Genomic DNA, 15691 nt, shown 5'->3' on the forward strand with positions numbered 1-15691 from the left:
GGGACCCCAAGGTTGAGGGACTAAAATACCCAAAACACGCTTGTGCTCAAGCTTGGGCGCTCGAAGCGGAGCTTGCAGACTTCCGCGACATATCGGGCATGATAAATCCGCACGGGAACCGTTGCCCGCTATTCATAGAACCGCATTTTGCGCATTGGATCCCGCGGCAGCTTCAATGATCCGATAGACCGATGCCCGGCCGATGCCGAGAGCTTTTGCTATCTCGGTCGGCGTCTTTCCTTCCTGGTGCAGATTCAGGGCATCCGCCGTCTTCGCCCGCGCGGTTGGCTTGCGCCCCTTGTACTTCCCATCGGCCTTCGCCTTGGCGATGCCCTCGCGCTGGCGTTCCAGCATCATTTCGCGCTCGAACTGTGCGAACCCGGCGAAGATGGTGAGGATCAACCGGCCGGTGGCGCTGCGGGTGTCCACCACCTCGCCGCCTAAGTTGAGCACCCGGAGACCAACGCCCTTGGCGTCGAGGTCGCGCACGATTTCCCAGAGGTTGACGGTGGACCGCGCGAGGCGGTCAATCTTGGTGATGACGAGGGTGTCGCCATCGCGCACGTAGTCGAGCACCTGGCGGAGCACACGCCGCTCGCTCACGGCGGATGCACGCTCAAGGTAGATCTTCGCGCACCCCGCGGCGGTGAGGTCGCGGCGCTGGGCCTCAAGGCCGGCCTCTTGCTCAGTCGTGGAAGTGCGGCCGTATCCGATGAGTGCGCCCGACATGCCCCCGTCTCCTGCCCAATCTGTCCATTAGGGTCTGGGCATTGAAGCGCATTGCGTCCAAAATGTCAAATGCACTCTATTGGACGCATCTTGAGCATGGGGCCGGACACGTCCAATGGGGCTTGCCCTAGTGGACACTCCGGACGGTGTGGCGTGGTGTCGGCCCTCTTGCCGTGTCCCCGACGCTACGGCATGATCTTGCCGCCGGGGCTCTCGTGCCCCCTCGTCCCTGCCCACGTCCACAGGCCGGGCATCGAGCGCGCCGCAGCGGTGGATAATCCCCTCGTAGGGAACCGCTGTCATGATTACCGAAAAGTCGAGAGAGAACCGCGCGCGACGCGCACTCGCGAAGCTCGGCCTAAGCCTCCGCAAGACGCCCGCCCGCTCCTGGCTCCGAACCTACTACGGCCCTGGCTACATGGTCTTGAGCGGCGGCACCGTCGTTTCCGGCTGCGCATCTCGGGAATACTCCGACAGGCTGGAGGATGTTGAGGCCCTTTTGGCACCTCTCTCCTGACCGGCCTCCCACCGCCCCAATGAAAAAGCCCCCGCGGCGATGCCGAGGGGGCTTTGTTCCGTCGCCGAGGTCGCCGCGATCACGGCGCATCGGCGAGGCGGCGGATATCGGCGAGCAGCCCCGCGATGTCCGATGTCTCTATGACGCTGTCGCCCTCGGCGAGACGCTCAAGCGCAGTCGCCTTGATGGCGAGGTCGCCAAGCGTGGTGGCCGGTGTCGCGAGCACTGCAGCCGTCAGGCTCCCTATGGCCTCCTCTACTGCATCCTCCGCTGCCTCGGCGGTGGTAAGGCCGGTGGCGATGCGGGCAAGGTGGTGAGCAGCCAGCGCCTCGGGATTGGCCATCGCTTCGGCCACGGTGGGCGGGGCGAGCGCATCAAACCGCGTTTCCGCCCGTTTCCGTTCGGCGGACAGCTGTTGCCGGATCGTACACAGTTCGGAAATCGCAGCAGCGAGCGTCGCGATGGGCCTCCGCTCGGTCATGGGTGTCCCCCGCTCGCTGTGCCTGGCAGCGGGAACAGGCGGCGGAGATCTGCCACCAGCACCACTGCGTGCCGCCGTTCGATGTTGGTAAACTCCGCGAGCTGCTCGGCGAGGTAAGCGCCCTTGATGCCGAGGTCGGCCGGCCGCACGGCAGGCGCCGCCATCAGCCGCTCATCAGCCGCCCACAGCGCATCGAGCGCGGCGTCGGCGGCCTCCACAAGCGCATCGTCATCGGTGGTGTCCGCCATGACGGCAGCGCAGCTTTCATCCGCGGCGCGTCGGAGGGCCGCGCGCTCGCGGTGGAGGGCGGCAAAGGTGGGCGAGAGGTCGGCACCACCTGGCTCCGCAGCCGGCGACGGCATGCCCACCGCACCGGATGGCTCGCCGGCAAGGGCTGCAAGGTTGGCGATCAAGCCGCGAAGGTGGTCAACCTCCCAATCGTCGCCCACCGGTCCCGACGCGAGGGCTTCCGGCTTCTGCGCCGCATAGGCCAGCATCCGGGCTTTCATCAGCAGCCCGCCGAAGCCCTTCGCCTCGGTGGTGCGCGTGGCCTCGGCGATGGCATCGAGCCCGGCGAGGATCTCCTGCTCGCGCGCCTGGGCGGCGTCGAAGGCGGTGGCGTGCGGATCGGAGTGCATGGCCTGATAGGCTGCCTCTCCCGCGCCCGCCGCAGTGACCATGGCGCCGGAGAACGCCGCGCAGGTGCCCGCGCTCCGCTCCCGCTCGGCGGCGAGCATGGCGAGGAGCTGCTGCGCCTGGGGCCACCGGGCGCAGAGGGCCGCGTCGGCCTCGGCGGCTTCGGCCTTCGGCAGCACGGCCACCGGCACCGCCAGCGCGGCGATGGTGCCAAGGGCGCCGGTGGCCATCAGGAGGCCGCGGCGCGTGGTGATGGGCAAGGCGGTGGCGTCCGCCGCCCGGTTGGGCGTCGTCATGGTCGGTTCCTTCTTATGGGCTGCGGTGGTGAGGGCGCGGCAGGCGCCTCAATGGGCCGCTTGGTTCGGCCCCGGCGGCGTCAGAGGCCCGCGTCGTGCGCGGCTGCCGTCAAGCCGGTGACGCGATCCCGCGCGGACTGGATCAGCGCCACCCACGCGCGCGGGTCCGGATGGTGGTCGGCATGCTCGGCCGCGAGCAGCGCGAGCTCTATCCCGTCCAGGTGATGGCCGAGCCATTCGAGTTCGGTTTCGATCCCGCCGCCGCTGGCAAGGCGGGCGGTGGCGGCGGCGGCGCGCGCGCGGGCGGCGGTCATGGCCGGAGCGACTTCCGGCAGGTCGGCGGCGATGGGCCCCATGGTGTTCTCCTTCGGGTGTCAGGCGGTGGCGCCGGCCCGGATGGCCTCGTCAGCCGCGCGGATCTTCGCGAGCGCGGCAGCGAGGGGCTCGCCGGGGATGAAGCGGACGCGGGCGGCGAGCGGCGCGGGGGCATCGAGCCGGATTGCGCCGCCGGTGGTGGTGGTGAGGCGGGCGAACACAGCGCCGTCGCGCTTCAGGGCGAAGCCGGCGCCCTGGCGCTTGGCGAGATAGGCGGGTCGACCACCGCCGGCCTCAAGGGCGCGGAGCGTGGCGCCGAACTCTGCCGCCAACCGCTCGGCGGCGCGGGGCGAGTCGACAAATTCGAGATTGGCGATGGCTTCCTTCAGCCCCGCGATGCGGGCGGCGCGCTCCGGCGCTGGCATGGCGGCCACCGCAGCGGCGGCCTTGGCTTCCTGCCATGCCATGCGCAACGCGGCGCGAAAGGCTTCCCGGGGGTTGTTCCTCAGGATGCAGCCCGGGCCGTCGAGCTGGGTTCGGAAGAGGTGCCAGGCGCGGCGCATCAGGCGGCGGCGGTTGATGGGGTTGGCCATGGCGGCGCCCTCTCCGCTCACGCTGCGAGGCCGGCGGCGGCCTTCTCGGCGCGCACGATGGCCTCGATGTTGGCGACCCGTATCAGGTCGGCCGAGCGGTGCTTGGCGGCGCTCCAGCTCCGGGGAGCCGTGGCGCGGGCGTACTGAGCGGCCCGGCCCTGGGCGACGCGCAGGGCCGATTCCAGCCGCGTGATCACCTCGCCGCGGGGCAGCGTGCGCGGGATGACGGTGTAGCGCTGCAGCACCTCCCACGGCGTCACCGGCGCGTCGGGCTGGCGAAGGTCCGCCCAGGCCTGGCGGAGGCAGTCGGCGAAGGCGGCGCGGTCGAAACGGACCGCCAGCGAAAGGCGGTAGACCCGCCACGCCCGCCGCATCACTTCCGATTTCGCGATCTTGGCCATTGCCGTTGCCCCATAAGGTACATTTTGTTATCCATATCGTCCAATATGGATCGACCAACGTCAACCCATATGGGATATTTTTTTATCCATTAAGGGTAATATCTATGCTTACTGCTGAGCAGATTCGGGCCGCCCGCGCGGCGTTGCGCTGGGAGCGTAGCGATCTTGCTGACCGTTCTGGCGTCTCGGTTCCTTCGATAAAACGACTTGAAGGGATGGTTGGCCCGCTGCTGGCAACGCGCATGGGAACGCTGGATGCCATCCGGCGGGCCTTCGAGGCGGCAGGGGTGACATTCCTGGCGGCGGGTGAGGCGTCGGTCGGCGGTGGCCCCGGCGTGCGGCTTGATGCGGTGGGCGGCGAAGCTGCCGAGGCATGAAGGAGGCGCCCATGTCACCAACCAAGGGGGCACAGCCGCGCTATTTCGCCCGGATCGAGCGCGAAGGCCCATGGTGGTGCGTTTCGTTCAGAGATCTGCCTGGCTGCCTCACCTCCGGCCGCGGGCGAGCCGAGGCGCTGCGCATGGCGGCGGATGCCCTGGCCACCTGGTGCGCCGGCATCCCGCCTCTGCGCCTGCCGAGGCCCACCGGCCCAGCCGCGGGCGAGGTGCTCGTCACGGCGCGGTTCAACCGCCCACCGCATCCCCTGCCGCCCGCCTGCGGCACCCGCTTCCTCGCACCCCTGGCGGCGCGGTGGCTAAACAAAGACGGAGATTGGAGATGACCGTAGATGAAACGGCCGACACGTTTGCGGCCGACCTTGCGCAATTGAACGGAGAGATGCTTAACGAGTTCAACTGCCTCGCATTCACCGGGTGCTTGACCAAGTACAAAATAGATGTTTATAGGCAGACAGAACTGTATTTTAGTGAATTGACGTACATCCCAATTCCGATCTCGAATATCTCAGATATTGGTCGAGATATAGATACTTATGGCATTTATCGCGTCATAAATGCAGAATTTGATACGATATTAGAAATGCTAAAGAGGGGCGATATAGTGGCCACCGGCCGCAAAGGAAGCCCTCTCGCCGCTGTTGAAATTATTCCATCGGACATTTGGTATTATGCAAACTTCACAATTCGGAACAATAATACAGTTCCCATCAATGGGACAGATACAACGTTCTATTCCGTCCGGCTCTACAGCAGGGACAATGCCCCTCAAATTAATGAGGTAGCGGTCCCTGCCTTTGCAAACGAAAATGTGGAGGCAAAGAACAGGGGTGGCGCGCCGCGCACCTATCGGTGGTCGGAAATCATTGATCGCTTCATGGTCGGTCTCGGAACGCCTGATTCTCAAGCTGAACTGGTTCGGAGAGTCCAGGCCGCGGCGAAAGCATCGGGCCAAGAGGAACCGGACAGGAAGACCATTCTGCCGGAATTCGGCAGGCGATTCCCCATCTTTATGGAGGCTGTAAGGAAGCGCCCCGACGAATAGGGGGAACCGTTTCCCCTAGTTACCCTCAGTTCCCCCCTCTGCTGGCGGTTGGAACTCTGCGGTGATGGCTGCTGATGCCGGACGTTGCCCGGCAGGGAAAGGAGCCATCCAGCTATGCCCGATAACGACAATCGCGCCACCGGCGCCCCAGCCTTTACCCCGCTCATCGACACCGCCGAAGCTGCCAAGCTGCTCGGCCTCGCCGCCATCTCCCTCGCGAAGATGCGCGTGCGCGGCGACGGGCCGCCCTATGTGCAGCTCGGCCGAGCCGTCCGCTATGACCCTGCGGCGGTGATGGCCTGGGCGGCGGCGCGCACCCGCCGCAGCACCAGCGAAGCCACCGTCGCGGCGGTGCGCGGGGAGGCCGCATGATGCCGCACGATCTCAGCCCGTTTCTCATGACGGAATCGGAGCGCGCGCGCTTCCTCGATCTCGTGCGCTCCAGCCGCAGCGGCCACACGCCCACTGCGGCCTGGGTCATGGACCTGCTGTCCAAGGTCCTGTTCGTCCTCGGCGTCGAGTTTCTCGCCGCCCTGGCGCCTCTCACCCGCCGCGGCGACGGCACGTTCTCGCTCGCCGGTGCGCCGGAGGCCGCTTGCTGGCCCGCCGGTGCCGCTCACACGGCGGACACCTCCTTCGCGCCGGGGGAAGTCCGCGTCGAAGGCCTCTCCGGCACTTGGGAAGATGCCAACGCGCGTCAACGGGCGGTGGCTTGGGGCGAGGCGGTGGCCGGGCGCGTCTGGCGCCGGCCGGCCGATCCTTGTCCGCCGCTCGAGGCGGTGGAACGCCTGTACGCGCTCGCCGGCCTTGCCATCCTAGCCGAACGCTACGCCGCGCGCGGATATCCCACGGACGTCAGCGACGATCTGCCGTTCGTCACCGATGCCCCCCCTCTGGCATTCGACCTTCCCGGTGGTGTGCCGGAGCCGCAGCCTGCGCCGTCCGCCCGGCCCGCCGCCGATGCCAGCGCCGACGGGCCGCTCGTCGTGGTCCCGGCGCTGGTGCTCGACGCGCTCCACTGTATCGCGGACGGCCTGGAGGAACTGGCCCGCAACCCCGCATGCGCCGGCATCATCCGCGCCGGTGGCGCCGAGCCGGACGATGTGGCACGCGCCGCCGAGTTGGCGGGCGGGCTCGCGGTTCGCGGGCTCGCGGGAGAGTGGGGGCCGCCGCCGGCCCATGCCGCACGTCCGGCCGAGGTGGCAAACCTCGCCCGCGAGCGGCGCCAGCGCGGCAGCCACCTGCGGGCTGTCTCCGTGGCGGCTTCGCCACCGGCAACCACGGCGGCCACCCTGCGCGGCGTGGCGGCGACCATGCGCGACATGGCGCGGGCGGCGAACGATCCCGTCCGGGCCGCCGAGATGCGCGCCGCCGGGCTACGGCCGGACCTCTTCGCCGGTGGCGAGCGCTTCGCCGATCGCCTCGCCGCGGATGCGGACCACATCGCCCACATCTTCGCCGCGGGCCGCAACGACACCCCGCCCGCCGCCTGAGTGCGGCGGACGTTCTTTTCCTCTCCCATCCCTTCGAAAGGAAATCCAATGGCTTCCACCACCATCACCCTTGACGAGCCGGTCCTCGGCCACGGCGGCGAGATCCGCACCCTCACCGTCCGTGAGCCGAAGGGCCACGAATTCTTTGAGTTCGGAGAGCCCTTCAGCCACGCCCGCAATCCGGACGGCACAATCTATTCCATCGAAATCGACGGAGTGCTGAAGAAGTACGTGGCCGCTTGCGTCGAAAATGCAGGCGAGCCCGAACTGATGCGGCTGTGTCTCGCGGATGCCATGGCGGTGAAGGACGCAGTGCTTGGTTTTTTTACGGGCGCCCGACTCAAGAACTCCGCGAAATCTGCGACGTCCTGATATTCGATCTTCACATCGTCGACGCGGAGGCTTGCGGGCGCATGACACTGAGCGAGATTCTATACTGGGCCCAGCGCGCGAGCTTGCGCGTCAAGGCCGCCAAGGCCTGGAGGCGGTGACGATGGCGGGACGTACACTTGAGGCGCGCGCGATCATCAGCGCCAAGGACCAGGCGAGCGCCGTGTTTGCCCAGGTAGGCCGCGCGGCTGCGAAGATGGGGGCGGCCACCAAGGCCGCCTCCGGCATCGCCGGCAAAAACGTCAACGCGGTGACGGCGCCTCTCGGCAAGCTCGACAAGGTTGTCCACCGCGTTTCGGGCGCCGTCGCCGCGACCTATGCCGCGCACCGCGGCGCGCGGGTCGTCGAGAACGTGGCGGAACTATATAAGACCTTCGACGATCTCGCCCGGTACCAGCGCGCCATTCTCGGCATCACCGAGGCCCAGCAAGCCCCGCTGCTGAAGCAGGCCACCTCCGGCGAGATCAAGGGATTCAACGACATCGAAATCCTGCATGCCCAGCTAGACCTCGCCCAGCGCGGGTTGCAGCAGGACGCGATAATCCCCATCACCAAGGCGGCGGCAAGCTTCGCCCTCGCGCTCGGCACCGACCTGCCAACCGCCGCGAAGACGCTCGAGGGCATTCTTTTCTCGACCGGCAAGGATCTGCACGACACCGGCGCGGCTGTGGAGGCGGCGAACAAAGCCGCGTCGTACGCGACCAAGCTGGCGAAGATCGGCGGCCTCGACGAAGAGGATGTGCGTCAATTCTTCAAATATGCGGGCGCCCCAGGCTCGGTGGCCGGATTTTCCGACGCCACCATGGGAGCGGTCGCGGCCATCCTGCGCAAGTCCAACATCCGCGGCGACGAGGCGGGTGTCGCGATGCGGGCCTTCGCCGGCAAGTTGGTGGCGCCGACCAAGAAGGGTATGGCCGCGCTTGATGCCCTCGGCATCGATTATGCCAGCTACACCAAGATGCCGGGAGCCCTGTCCGCCGACAACCTCGGGGCAGCGGTGAAACGCCAGCTCGGACGATCGCTCTCCGAAGCGCAGATGGCCGCGCTCAGGGCGGCGATGGAGGATCCCGACGTGGTCGGTGATCAGGGCGCCTTCACCGACAAGGCGGTGGAGATCGTCGGCGCGGGCTTCGCGAAGAACAAAAAGGGCCAGCTCGCAGCCAAGGATGCCCAGGCCATCGCGAAAGTGGCGAGCACCTTCTACCGGCTCGCCGTTGAAAGCGTGGACGTGGAAGGGCTCCTGCGGACCATCATCGAGAAGAACCCGACGCTGGCCCAGTCGAACGCGCTGTTCACCGAGCGCCAGGGCGCCCGCTTCTCTGTCCTGGCGAAGGGTGGACTTCCATTGTTCAACGAATACGTCCAGAAGCTCCTCGGCGCCGGCGATAACTTCCACCTCAAGATCGCTGAGGAACGCTCCGCTGGCTTCGCGGGCGCGATGAAGCAGGCGGAGGCGGCGACGCTCAACTTCACCACGGCCCTTGGCCGCGCATGGGACCCGGAACTTACGGGTGCGATGCGCACGTTTGCGACCACGGTGCAGCATCTCTCGGAGCTCGATCCCACGGTCCTGAAGCTCGGCACGGCGGTGGGGGGCACAGTGGCGGCGCTTATCGCCTTCGAGGCGGCGGCGAAGGCGGGGGCAATCGTCATGGGCCTCGCCAACGCCGCCAGCGCCGGCGCCGGTGCGGGCGCGGCGGTGGGTGGAGTGGCGGCGGCCGGTGCCGCAGGTGCCGGCGCCGGTGCTGCAGCCGGCGGACTCGGCGTCCTTGGGGCCGCCGGCGTCGGCCTCGCCGCGGCGGGGGTCGGCTATCTCGGATACAAGGGAGCGGAGGCCCTCGCCGAAACCGAGTGGATGAAGCACCTCACCGACGCGTTGAACTACTGGAACAGCGCCCGGCCAACCTTCGACGGGCCTCTTGCCGGCGGGGGCGCGCCGCTCGGCCCGGGCCTGCGTCCTCTCGACGGTAACAATGTCAAGGCCGAGGTGTCCGGCCGGGCGGATGTGAATGTGACGGTGAAGGTGGAACCCTCGGATTGGCTGCAGGCGACCGTGAAGGAGGCAAAGGGGGCGATGAAAATCCAGAATGGAGCGCCTACAGGCCGCTCCATGCCGGAGGCCGAGCCGCCGTCCTCCGGCGCTTCGGGCCAATGGTAGGGGGCAACACCAGGTGACGGACCAAAACAAGCCTGCCGACCCGCCCGTGGTCTCCCCAGAGACCGCGGCGCGCATCGTCGAAATCGTCGCTGGGGGACCGCTCCCGCCGGTGATGCCCTCCCGCATGTGGAGGCCCCGCCGCTCGCGCCGGATGGCCCGCCAGCGGCCGAAGGCGGGCCGGCGGGTGCCGATGCCGCCCCGCCGGCCCACCGCCGCCGTGGCCGCCCGCGCAAGCGGCGCGGCGAAGCGGCCGAGGGCGAGGCCGGCGAGGGCGAGGAGAAGCGCCCGCCGCGCGTCCGCAGCACCAGTGCCGAGACGGTGGGGGGTGTGCTCGACGGCGTGGAGTTTTGGCATTCCACCGACAATGAGCCCTATGCCACCGTAGAAATCGACGAGCACCACGAGCACCTCAGCGTGCTCGGGAGGGCCTTTGAACTGTTCCTGGCAGAGCGCATCTACGACGTGGCCGGCTCGGCTCCCACCACCAACGCGCTGCGCGACGTGCAGCGGCTGTGCTGCATTCACGCGAAGAAGGGCGCCGAGCATGAGGTGTTCCGCCGCGTCGCCCGCGCAGGCGGGCGCATCTACGTCGATTTGTGCGATCGGGCTTGGCAGGCCATCGAAATCACCAAGGATGGATGGGTGGCCATCCCCTCAGCGGCGCATCCGGTCAAGTTCCTCCGCTCGCGCGGGATGCAGGCCCTCCCCGAACCGGAGTTTTCCGACCGGGGAATCGAGGAGCTTCGTGAGTTTGTTAATGCGGACGGGCCGGACGACTTCACCCTTGTCGTATCTTGGCTCCTGGCGGCCTTCGGTGGCCTTTCAGCCTTCCCGATCGCGGTGCTCTCCGGTGAAGCTGGCTCGGGGAAGTCCCGCCTGGCGGAGAAGATGCGCGCCCTCACGGATCCTCACATTGCGCCGATGCGCTCGCCGCCCCGCGACTTGCGCGACCTGTTCGCCGGCGCATCGAACCAATTTATCACCTGCATCGACAACATCAGCCGCATGGAAGCTGATCTGTCGGACTCCCTCTGCCGCATGGCGTCGGGCTCCGCCGAGGCGACGCGCGCCCTGAACACGAACGCGGAAGAGGTCTATCTCACCGGCGCGCGCCCCATCATCTTAACCGGCATCGGCGACCATTGGGGCCAGCAATCCGACCTCGCCACGCGCTCTCTTGCAATCAAACTCGCGGCCATCCCCGAGACCGAGCGGCGGACCGACGTGGATCTTGACGCGGCCTTTGCGGCGGCGCGCCCGCGCATCATCGGCGCGCTCTGCGACGCGGTGTCCTCCGGCCTCAGGCGCGAGGGCACGGTGCGGCTGGAGCGCCTGCCGCGACTTGCGGATTTCGCTCGGTGGGTTACCGCCTGCGAGCCCGGCCTCGGCTGGGATGAGGGCACGCTCGCCGCCGCGCTCGAGGCGGGGCGCCATGAATCCTCCGCCACCGCGTTCGATGCGGACGAGGTGGCCAAGGCCATCCATGCCTTCATCCTCGATGACCATCCGGTGGCAGGCTGGGAAGGGACCGCCGGGCGCCTCCTGACTGCTCTTAACGCCCGCGTCAGCGAGGAGGTGCGGCGCTTGCGCTCCTGGCCCGGCAACCCGACTGCGATGGGAACCCGCATCGAACGCGTGGCGGGGCTCCTGCGTTGGAAGGGCTTCGCAGTGATCCGGCGCCGCGGTGCCGAGCGGACCATCGCCATCAAGCCGCCACCGACAAAGTAGCCTGCCCCACCTTTCCGCCCGCGCCCCCGTGCCTATCCGCCCCACGGGCCGCCGAAGGGTGAATTAAGGGCCGGCCCGGGCCATTCGCCCCGGCCTCGCGGTGGGCGCTGGTGACCTCCGGAGGCGATTGGAGCCGCGCCCGCGCTGGCGGCGGGGCACACTGTTGCGGCGGCGCCACGGGTACCCCCCCTATTTAGGGACCGTGTGCGGCCCAGCCTCCCGCACGGGGCCGCTGCCTCCCGGCTTTTGGGTAGTGGGCGCGGGCGCAAGCGGTACACGCTCAAACGCGTTCCGTGCCGGTTTTCAGCGTGCCGCACGCACTCGTGCACACGTCTCCCGCCCCGGTTGCGCGGCCGAGGCCCGGCGGACGGCGGATGCGCGCCGCGCAATTTGGCTAAGCCCATGTTTATTCATGAGAAATAATCCGCGGCCCTAAAGTTTAGGCTCGGACTTGAGCCATTCTCTGGCGGCGAGTCGGGGGCGGCGGCCCCGTGCGCAGGGTCGGGTGGTACACGGTCCCTAAATAGGGGGGGTGCCCAGGCGCGGCGGCAACACCTGTGTCGTTCCTGCCCAGGCCTGCGCTCGGCCTGCGATTTACGGCCGAATTTCCGCGCAAATTAATTCCGAAAAAATGCCAGAAATTCAAATTCGGGGTGCCGACGAGGCCAAATCCCATACGCCAGCACCATTTTTGCGAATTTTCTCGACACGTTGCAGCACCTTACGACACCGCCTTGTCACGTTCTAAATCCTCATAAGCCATTGATAACAGACGCTTTTTGACACCTCGTCACGTTGGAGGCCCCATTCCTTTTAGAACTTTAAAGGAAAAATAGAGGGAGCGGCGGCAGGCGGGCGCCGGGGGAATTTATTTTACGCAATAGTGCGGAATAGGGACAGGCGTCGAAAGGCGACAAGGCGTCAATTATCCTGAATTATCATATACTTAAATGTATCGTGGCGTGAAAATCAGGGTGTCATAGGGGCGTCGAAGGCGTCGAAAATGGCGGCTCCAGCGGTGCCAGAGTGTAGAAAGTCGCCGCTCGAAGCGGGGGATTTTTCGATTTTCCTGGCATTTATTTTGAATTTCCGCCGCCGGAATTCGCGGTGGCGTCCTGGCGGGGCGCGCTCGATGGCTCGCGCCGGTGATGGGCGGCCTCCTGGTGCATCTCGGCGGACCACCCGATGGCCTCCACCGCCGCCCCGCGGGCGTGGATCACGCGCCACTCTTTAGCCGCCGCGCCGGCTCTTTAGCGCTCGCGGAACGCGGCTCGCCATCAGGTTGCACCACCGCCCGCCTTCATGGCTCGGCTGTCGTCTCCCGCCGGGGCCGCGCGAGAGCGTGAAAGGGGTGGGGGAAATCAGCTTGCAGGCGGGCGGCGCTTGGGTGGGCGCCGGCCAATAGGGATCACTTCGGCTGGAGGCTCGGCGGGCTTGGGGCCTCCCCCATGGCGGCAGCGAGGCGGGCGCCGATGGTTTCGGAGGCAGCGCGCACGGGATCGTCGGCAAGATGGGCATAGCGCGCCGTGGTGGCCGCCTGAGCGTGCCCCAGGAGCTTTCCGATCATGTGGAGGCCAAGCCCCGCGCCGGCGCCGATTGATGCGTGGGTATGGCGGAGGTCATGGAGCCGGACAGTTGCCCGCTCCACCACCACCGACCGGCCCGCCCGATCCACCAGCGGCCCGCCATCGGGGCCGCGCTTTTCCACTGTCTCGACAAAGCCGGCCCGCCGGGACACCAGCGCCCACGGCCGTTGCAAATCGGCGCGGGGCTTTTTCGGATCCTCGCCGGCAATGACGAAATCGCCGATCCGCGGCAGGCTTGCGAGGATGGCGAGGGCCGGCGCGTTGAGGACAACGGCCTTTTTCCCCGTTTTGGAATCGGGGAGGAGAAGCAGTCCGCGCTCGATGTCGACATGGGTCCATTTCAGGTGGAGGATTTCCCGAAGGCGGGCGCCGGTGAAGATGAGCAATCGCAGGGCTGCTGCGGCGTGGGGGGCGATGCGCGCGCGGCGGTTCTCTTCCTTGGGTGCGTGCTTCGCCTTCGCGTCCGGACGTGGCTCCCACGGCACGCCATCGGTTTCAGCCTCCCGGATCGCGGCGCCGAGGCGCTCGAGCTGCTCGCTGCTGAGAAATGTCTCGCGCCGTTCCTCCCGGAACTTCTCAATGCCGACGCCGGGGTTATGGCCCTTCGGCACCATCTTGACGCGGGCCGCCCAGGCGAAGGCCGAGGAGAGCGCGGCGATAGCCCGATTGGCGGCAATGGGGGCCTTCGCCCCGATGCGGCGGTGAAGCCGAGCCACGTCCGCCTCGGAGATCTGTGCGGCCTTGCGGGGGCCGATGGCGGGCAGGATGTGGTTTCGGAATAGCTCGGCATAGCCGGCGGCGGTGCGGGGCTTCTTCTTCGGATATGCCTCCTCGGCGAGGTACCGTTCCGCGATCTCCGCCACCGTGGGCGCCGCCCTGGCGCCCGCCCGCTCGCCGGCCGGATCGCCACCGCGCCGCACCTCGGCGAGCACGTCGCGGGCCATGTTGCGCGCCTGATCGGGGGTCAACTCGCCATAGGGGCCGATCTTGAACCGCCGCTTGGCCACGCCACGCCCGCCACTGCCGGGCCGATATTCGACAACGAACGTCTTGAGGCCGGAGGGCATCACGCGCAGGCCGAAGCCCTTCAGGTCGGCGTCGTAGAACGTGCGCGCCGCTGCCACCGCCGGCAGGGCATCAATGCTTCGCTTCGTCAGGCGCAAGGCGTCAGCCATGCATGGCCTCGTGGTTTGACAGAGAGATTTTGTCGCCACCCTGTCGCCACCGAAGACGCAAACCGCAGGCATCCACAGAAACGACCGTGCATCAAAACCCTATGAGAACACAGGGCTTGCGGCAATCCCGTGCATCAGCCTATATCGCCAGATATCCCATATATTCAGACTGTGGAACCGGAGGTCGGTGGTTCGAGCCCACCCACCTGTACCACCACAAGCCATTACCGCCACAAGTCATTCGAAAATCAGCGATATTTCCGCCAGGTCCTGCTGCGCCAGAGGCTGATGAGGCGCGAGTCGGTCGTCTGGTTGTTGCGACGAACCGCGACGGCAAGAAGGGACCGCCCCCACGGCCAGAGCCCTCCCCTCCAGGCTCGCCCCCCAAAGGCGGCGCGAGCGGGACATGGGAGCGGCAAGCCCAGGCTTGGGGACGAAGCGGCGCCATTGATGAGCGGCGCCACGGAATCGACACGCCCGCGCGCCGATCGCCGCAGGCGCAGCATCGGCCACGTTGCGTTCAAGGCGAGGCGGCGGCGCTCCAGCCGTCTTCGGTGTGACGTCGGTATCGGACGAACCGTCAGACGTAGCAGGGACCTTCGATGAGCGGGTGGGCGGCCAGGAACGCCTCATCCACCTCGATGCCGAGGCCCGGCCCCTCCCGGCATGTCACCGTCCCGTCGGAGGACAGTTGGTAAGGCAGGCCGCAGACCTCGTCGCGGAACGGGTTGTGGTGGGCCACGTCCCCCTCGAAATAGCCGGGATTGCCCACCGCGCACATCAGATGCAGCGTCGCCACCATGTTGATGCCGGTGGCGGAGGTGTGCGGGTTCACCGAAAGCTTCCAGGCCGAGGCGAGGATGGCGATGCGGTGGCATTCGGTGATGCCCCCGGCCTTGGACAGGTCCGGCTGCACGAAGGAGACCGCCCCGTCCTCGATCAGGCGGGTGAACTCGAAGCGGGTGAAGTGGTTCTCCCCCGCCGCCAGGGCGACGGTGCCGAGCTTGGCGGCGTCGAGATAGCTGCGATAATCATGCGGCGGGAACGGCTCCTCGAACCAGCCCACCTTCGCCGCCTGATAGGCCGGCATCACCCGGCGCACGTCATCCAGCGAGCAGCCGGTATTGCCGTCCACCAGGATGTCGATGTCGTCACCCACGGCGGCACGCACCGCCTCGACCCGCGCGATGTCGCGGGTGGGCGTGTCGCCGACGCGCAGCTTCAGCGCCCGGTAGCCCCGCGCCACATAGGATTGCGCCTCCTCAGCCAGCGCCGCCGGGTCCTGCCAGCCGAGCGAGATGCCGCCGGCATAGGCCTTGATCTTTCTCGGCGCGCCGCCGAGCAGGCGGTGGACCGGAGCGTTCATCACCTTGCCGCGGATGTCCCACAGCGCGATGTCGAGCCCGCTCAGGGCGAGGGCGGCGGCGGCGCCCATGCCATGGCTGGCAAGCTGCATGCGGTAGACCTTCTGCCACACGCCCACCACGTCGAGGGCATCCATGCCCAGGACGAGCTCGGAGAGGGTGGTGTCGATGAGCTTTGCCACCGCGCCCGGGCAGCGGCCGTGGTGCGCCTCGCCCCAGCCGACCACGCCCTCATCGGTCTCGACTCGCACCAGCACGGCATCACGCTTCACCGCCCGGCCGATGCCCAGGGTGACGTTCTTGCCTTCGGGCACGCGGAAGGAGACGGGGACGGCACGTACGGAGGCGATGCGCATTGTGGTCTCTTGGCTCTCTCGGATTTCAGGCGC

The 15691-nt window shown here is 67.5% G+C and carries 16 protein-coding genes; 8 read left to right on the top strand and 8 right to left on the bottom strand.

The genetic code is table 11. The features are described from left to right. Positions 1 to 132 precede the first annotated feature (132 nt). The 6 genes from EZH22_RS23345 to EZH22_RS23370 form a co-directional block, all read right to left on the bottom strand. Entirely contained in the window at positions 133 to 729 is a 597-nt protein-coding gene (locus EZH22_RS23345) for a recombinase family protein (protein ID WP_203192786.1), read from the bottom strand. 596 nt (positions 730 to 1325) lie between these two features. Then, a complete protein-coding gene (locus EZH22_RS23350; protein WP_203192787.1) occupies positions 1326 to 1727 on the bottom strand; it encodes a hypothetical protein in 402 nt (133 codons plus the stop codon). Then, positions 1724 to 2659: a hypothetical protein gene (locus EZH22_RS23355; RefSeq protein ID WP_203192788.1), complete on the bottom strand. Its 936-nt coding sequence runs from the start codon at positions 2657 to 2659 to the stop codon at positions 1724 to 1726. Before EZH22_RS23355 ends, EZH22_RS23350 begins: the two co-directional genes overlap by 4 nt. An 80-nt stretch (positions 2660 to 2739) precedes the next feature. Then, positions 2740 to 3015: a hypothetical protein gene (locus tag EZH22_RS23360; RefSeq protein WP_203192789.1), complete on the bottom strand. Its 276-nt coding sequence runs from the start codon at positions 3013 to 3015 to the stop codon at positions 2740 to 2742. 18 nt (positions 3016 to 3033) lie between these two features. Continuing rightward, positions 3034 to 3567 (bottom strand): hypothetical protein, encoded by a 534-nt coding sequence (locus EZH22_RS23365; RefSeq protein ID WP_203192790.1) that lies wholly within the window; start codon positions 3565 to 3567, stop codon positions 3034 to 3036. A gap of 17 nt (positions 3568 to 3584) precedes the next feature. Continuing rightward, positions 3585 to 3968 (bottom strand): hypothetical protein, encoded by a 384-nt coding sequence (locus EZH22_RS23370; RefSeq protein WP_203192791.1) that lies wholly within the window; start codon positions 3966 to 3968, stop codon positions 3585 to 3587. A gap of 104 nt (positions 3969 to 4072) precedes the next feature. Here EZH22_RS23370 and EZH22_RS23375 point away from each other — a divergent pair, with 104 nt between their 5' ends. From EZH22_RS23375 to EZH22_RS23410, 8 genes are all read left to right on the top strand, one after another. Beyond that, positions 4073 to 4345 carry a transcriptional regulator gene (locus tag EZH22_RS23375; protein WP_203192792.1) on the top strand — a complete coding sequence of 91 codons (273 nt, stop codon included), beginning with the start codon at positions 4073 to 4075 and terminating at the stop codon, positions 4343 to 4345. An 11-nt stretch (positions 4346 to 4356) separates the two neighbouring features. Then, positions 4357 to 4689: a type II toxin-antitoxin system HicB family antitoxin gene (locus EZH22_RS23380; protein WP_203192793.1), complete on the top strand. Its 333-nt coding sequence runs from the start codon at positions 4357 to 4359 to the stop codon at positions 4687 to 4689. Continuing rightward, positions 4686 to 5408, top strand: coding sequence for a hypothetical protein (locus tag EZH22_RS23385; RefSeq protein ID WP_203192794.1), 723 nt, complete (start codon positions 4686 to 4688; stop codon positions 5406 to 5408). The genes EZH22_RS23380 and EZH22_RS23385 overlap by 4 nt, the downstream gene beginning before the upstream one ends. A 114-nt stretch (positions 5409 to 5522) precedes the next feature. Further along, positions 5523 to 5780: a helix-turn-helix domain-containing protein gene (locus tag EZH22_RS23390; protein ID WP_203192795.1), complete on the top strand. Its 258-nt coding sequence runs from the start codon at positions 5523 to 5525 to the stop codon at positions 5778 to 5780. After that, positions 5777 to 6901 (top strand): hypothetical protein, encoded by a 1125-nt coding sequence (locus tag EZH22_RS23395; protein ID WP_203192796.1) that lies wholly within the window; start codon positions 5777 to 5779, stop codon positions 6899 to 6901. The genes EZH22_RS23390 and EZH22_RS23395 overlap by 4 nt, the downstream gene beginning before the upstream one ends. Positions 6902 to 6949: 48 nt before the next feature. Next, complete coding sequence (locus EZH22_RS23400) at positions 6950 to 7273, top strand: phage tail assembly protein (RefSeq protein WP_203192797.1); 324 nt, start codon at positions 6950 to 6952, stop codon at positions 7271 to 7273. A gap of 121 nt (positions 7274 to 7394) precedes the next feature. After that, positions 7395 to 9449, top strand: a complete 2055-nt coding sequence (locus tag EZH22_RS23405) for a phage tail tape measure protein (RefSeq protein WP_203192798.1) — start codon at positions 7395 to 7397, stop codon at positions 9447 to 9449. A gap of 126 nt (positions 9450 to 9575) precedes the next feature. Beyond that, on the top strand, positions 9576 to 11177 hold the full coding sequence (locus EZH22_RS23410) for a hypothetical protein (RefSeq protein WP_203192799.1): 1602 nt from the start codon (positions 9576 to 9578) through the stop codon (positions 11175 to 11177). A gap of 1408 nt (positions 11178 to 12585) precedes the next feature. Here the strand turns inward: EZH22_RS23410 and EZH22_RS23415 are convergent. Both EZH22_RS23415 and EZH22_RS23420 read right to left on the bottom strand, forming a co-directional pair. Continuing rightward, positions 12586 to 13938, bottom strand: coding sequence for a site-specific integrase (locus EZH22_RS23415; protein ID WP_203192800.1), 1353 nt, complete (start codon positions 13936 to 13938; stop codon positions 12586 to 12588). 580 nt (positions 13939 to 14518) lie between these two features. Next, positions 14519 to 15658: a mandelate racemase/muconate lactonizing enzyme family protein gene (locus EZH22_RS23420; RefSeq protein ID WP_203192801.1), complete on the bottom strand. Its 1140-nt coding sequence runs from the start codon at positions 15656 to 15658 to the stop codon at positions 14519 to 14521. Between the last annotated feature and the right edge of the window lie 33 nt (positions 15659 to 15691).

Source organism: Xanthobacter dioxanivorans (genome assembly GCF_016807805.1).
GTDB lineage: Bacteria > Pseudomonadota > Alphaproteobacteria > Rhizobiales > Xanthobacteraceae > Xanthobacter > Xanthobacter dioxanivorans.

What these genes read in the sequence shown, in the direction of transcription:
- EZH22_RS23345 (WP_203192786.1), bottom strand. Translation starts at nt 729, where the DNA reads ATGTCGGGCGCACTCATCGGATACGGCCGCACTTCCACGACTGAGCAA.
- EZH22_RS23350 (WP_203192787.1), bottom strand. Translation starts at nt 1,727, where the DNA reads ATGACCGAGCGGAGGCCCATCGCGACGCTCGCTGCTGCGATTTCCGAA.
- EZH22_RS23355 (WP_203192788.1), bottom strand. Translation starts at nt 2,659, where the DNA reads ATGACGACGCCCAACCGGGCGGCGGACGCCACCGCCTTGCCCATCACC.
- EZH22_RS23360 (WP_203192789.1), bottom strand. Translation starts at nt 3,015, where the DNA reads ATGGGGCCCATCGCCGCCGACCTGCCGGAAGTCGCTCCGGCCATGACC.
- EZH22_RS23365 (WP_203192790.1), bottom strand. Translation starts at nt 3,567, where the DNA reads ATGGCCAACCCCATCAACCGCCGCCGCCTGATGCGCCGCGCCTGGCAC.
- EZH22_RS23370 (WP_203192791.1), bottom strand. Translation starts at nt 3,968, where the DNA reads ATGGCCAAGATCGCGAAATCGGAAGTGATGCGGCGGGCGTGGCGGGTC.
- EZH22_RS23375 (WP_203192792.1), top strand. Translation starts at nt 4,073, where the DNA reads ATGCTTACTGCTGAGCAGATTCGGGCCGCCCGCGCGGCGTTGCGCTGG.
- EZH22_RS23380 (WP_203192793.1), top strand. Translation starts at nt 4,357, where the DNA reads ATGTCACCAACCAAGGGGGCACAGCCGCGCTATTTCGCCCGGATCGAG.
- EZH22_RS23385 (WP_203192794.1), top strand. Translation starts at nt 4,686, where the DNA reads ATGACCGTAGATGAAACGGCCGACACGTTTGCGGCCGACCTTGCGCAA.
- EZH22_RS23390 (WP_203192795.1), top strand. Translation starts at nt 5,523, where the DNA reads ATGCCCGATAACGACAATCGCGCCACCGGCGCCCCAGCCTTTACCCCG.
- EZH22_RS23395 (WP_203192796.1), top strand. Translation starts at nt 5,777, where the DNA reads ATGATGCCGCACGATCTCAGCCCGTTTCTCATGACGGAATCGGAGCGC.
- EZH22_RS23400 (WP_203192797.1), top strand. Translation starts at nt 6,950, where the DNA reads ATGGCTTCCACCACCATCACCCTTGACGAGCCGGTCCTCGGCCACGGC.
- EZH22_RS23405 (WP_203192798.1), top strand. Translation starts at nt 7,395, where the DNA reads ATGGCGGGACGTACACTTGAGGCGCGCGCGATCATCAGCGCCAAGGAC.
- EZH22_RS23415 (WP_203192800.1), bottom strand. Translation starts at nt 13,938, where the DNA reads ATGGCTGACGCCTTGCGCCTGACGAAGCGAAGCATTGATGCCCTGCCG.
- EZH22_RS23420 (WP_203192801.1), bottom strand. Translation starts at nt 15,658, where the DNA reads ATGCGCATCGCCTCCGTACGTGCCGTCCCCGTCTCCTTCCGCGTGCCC.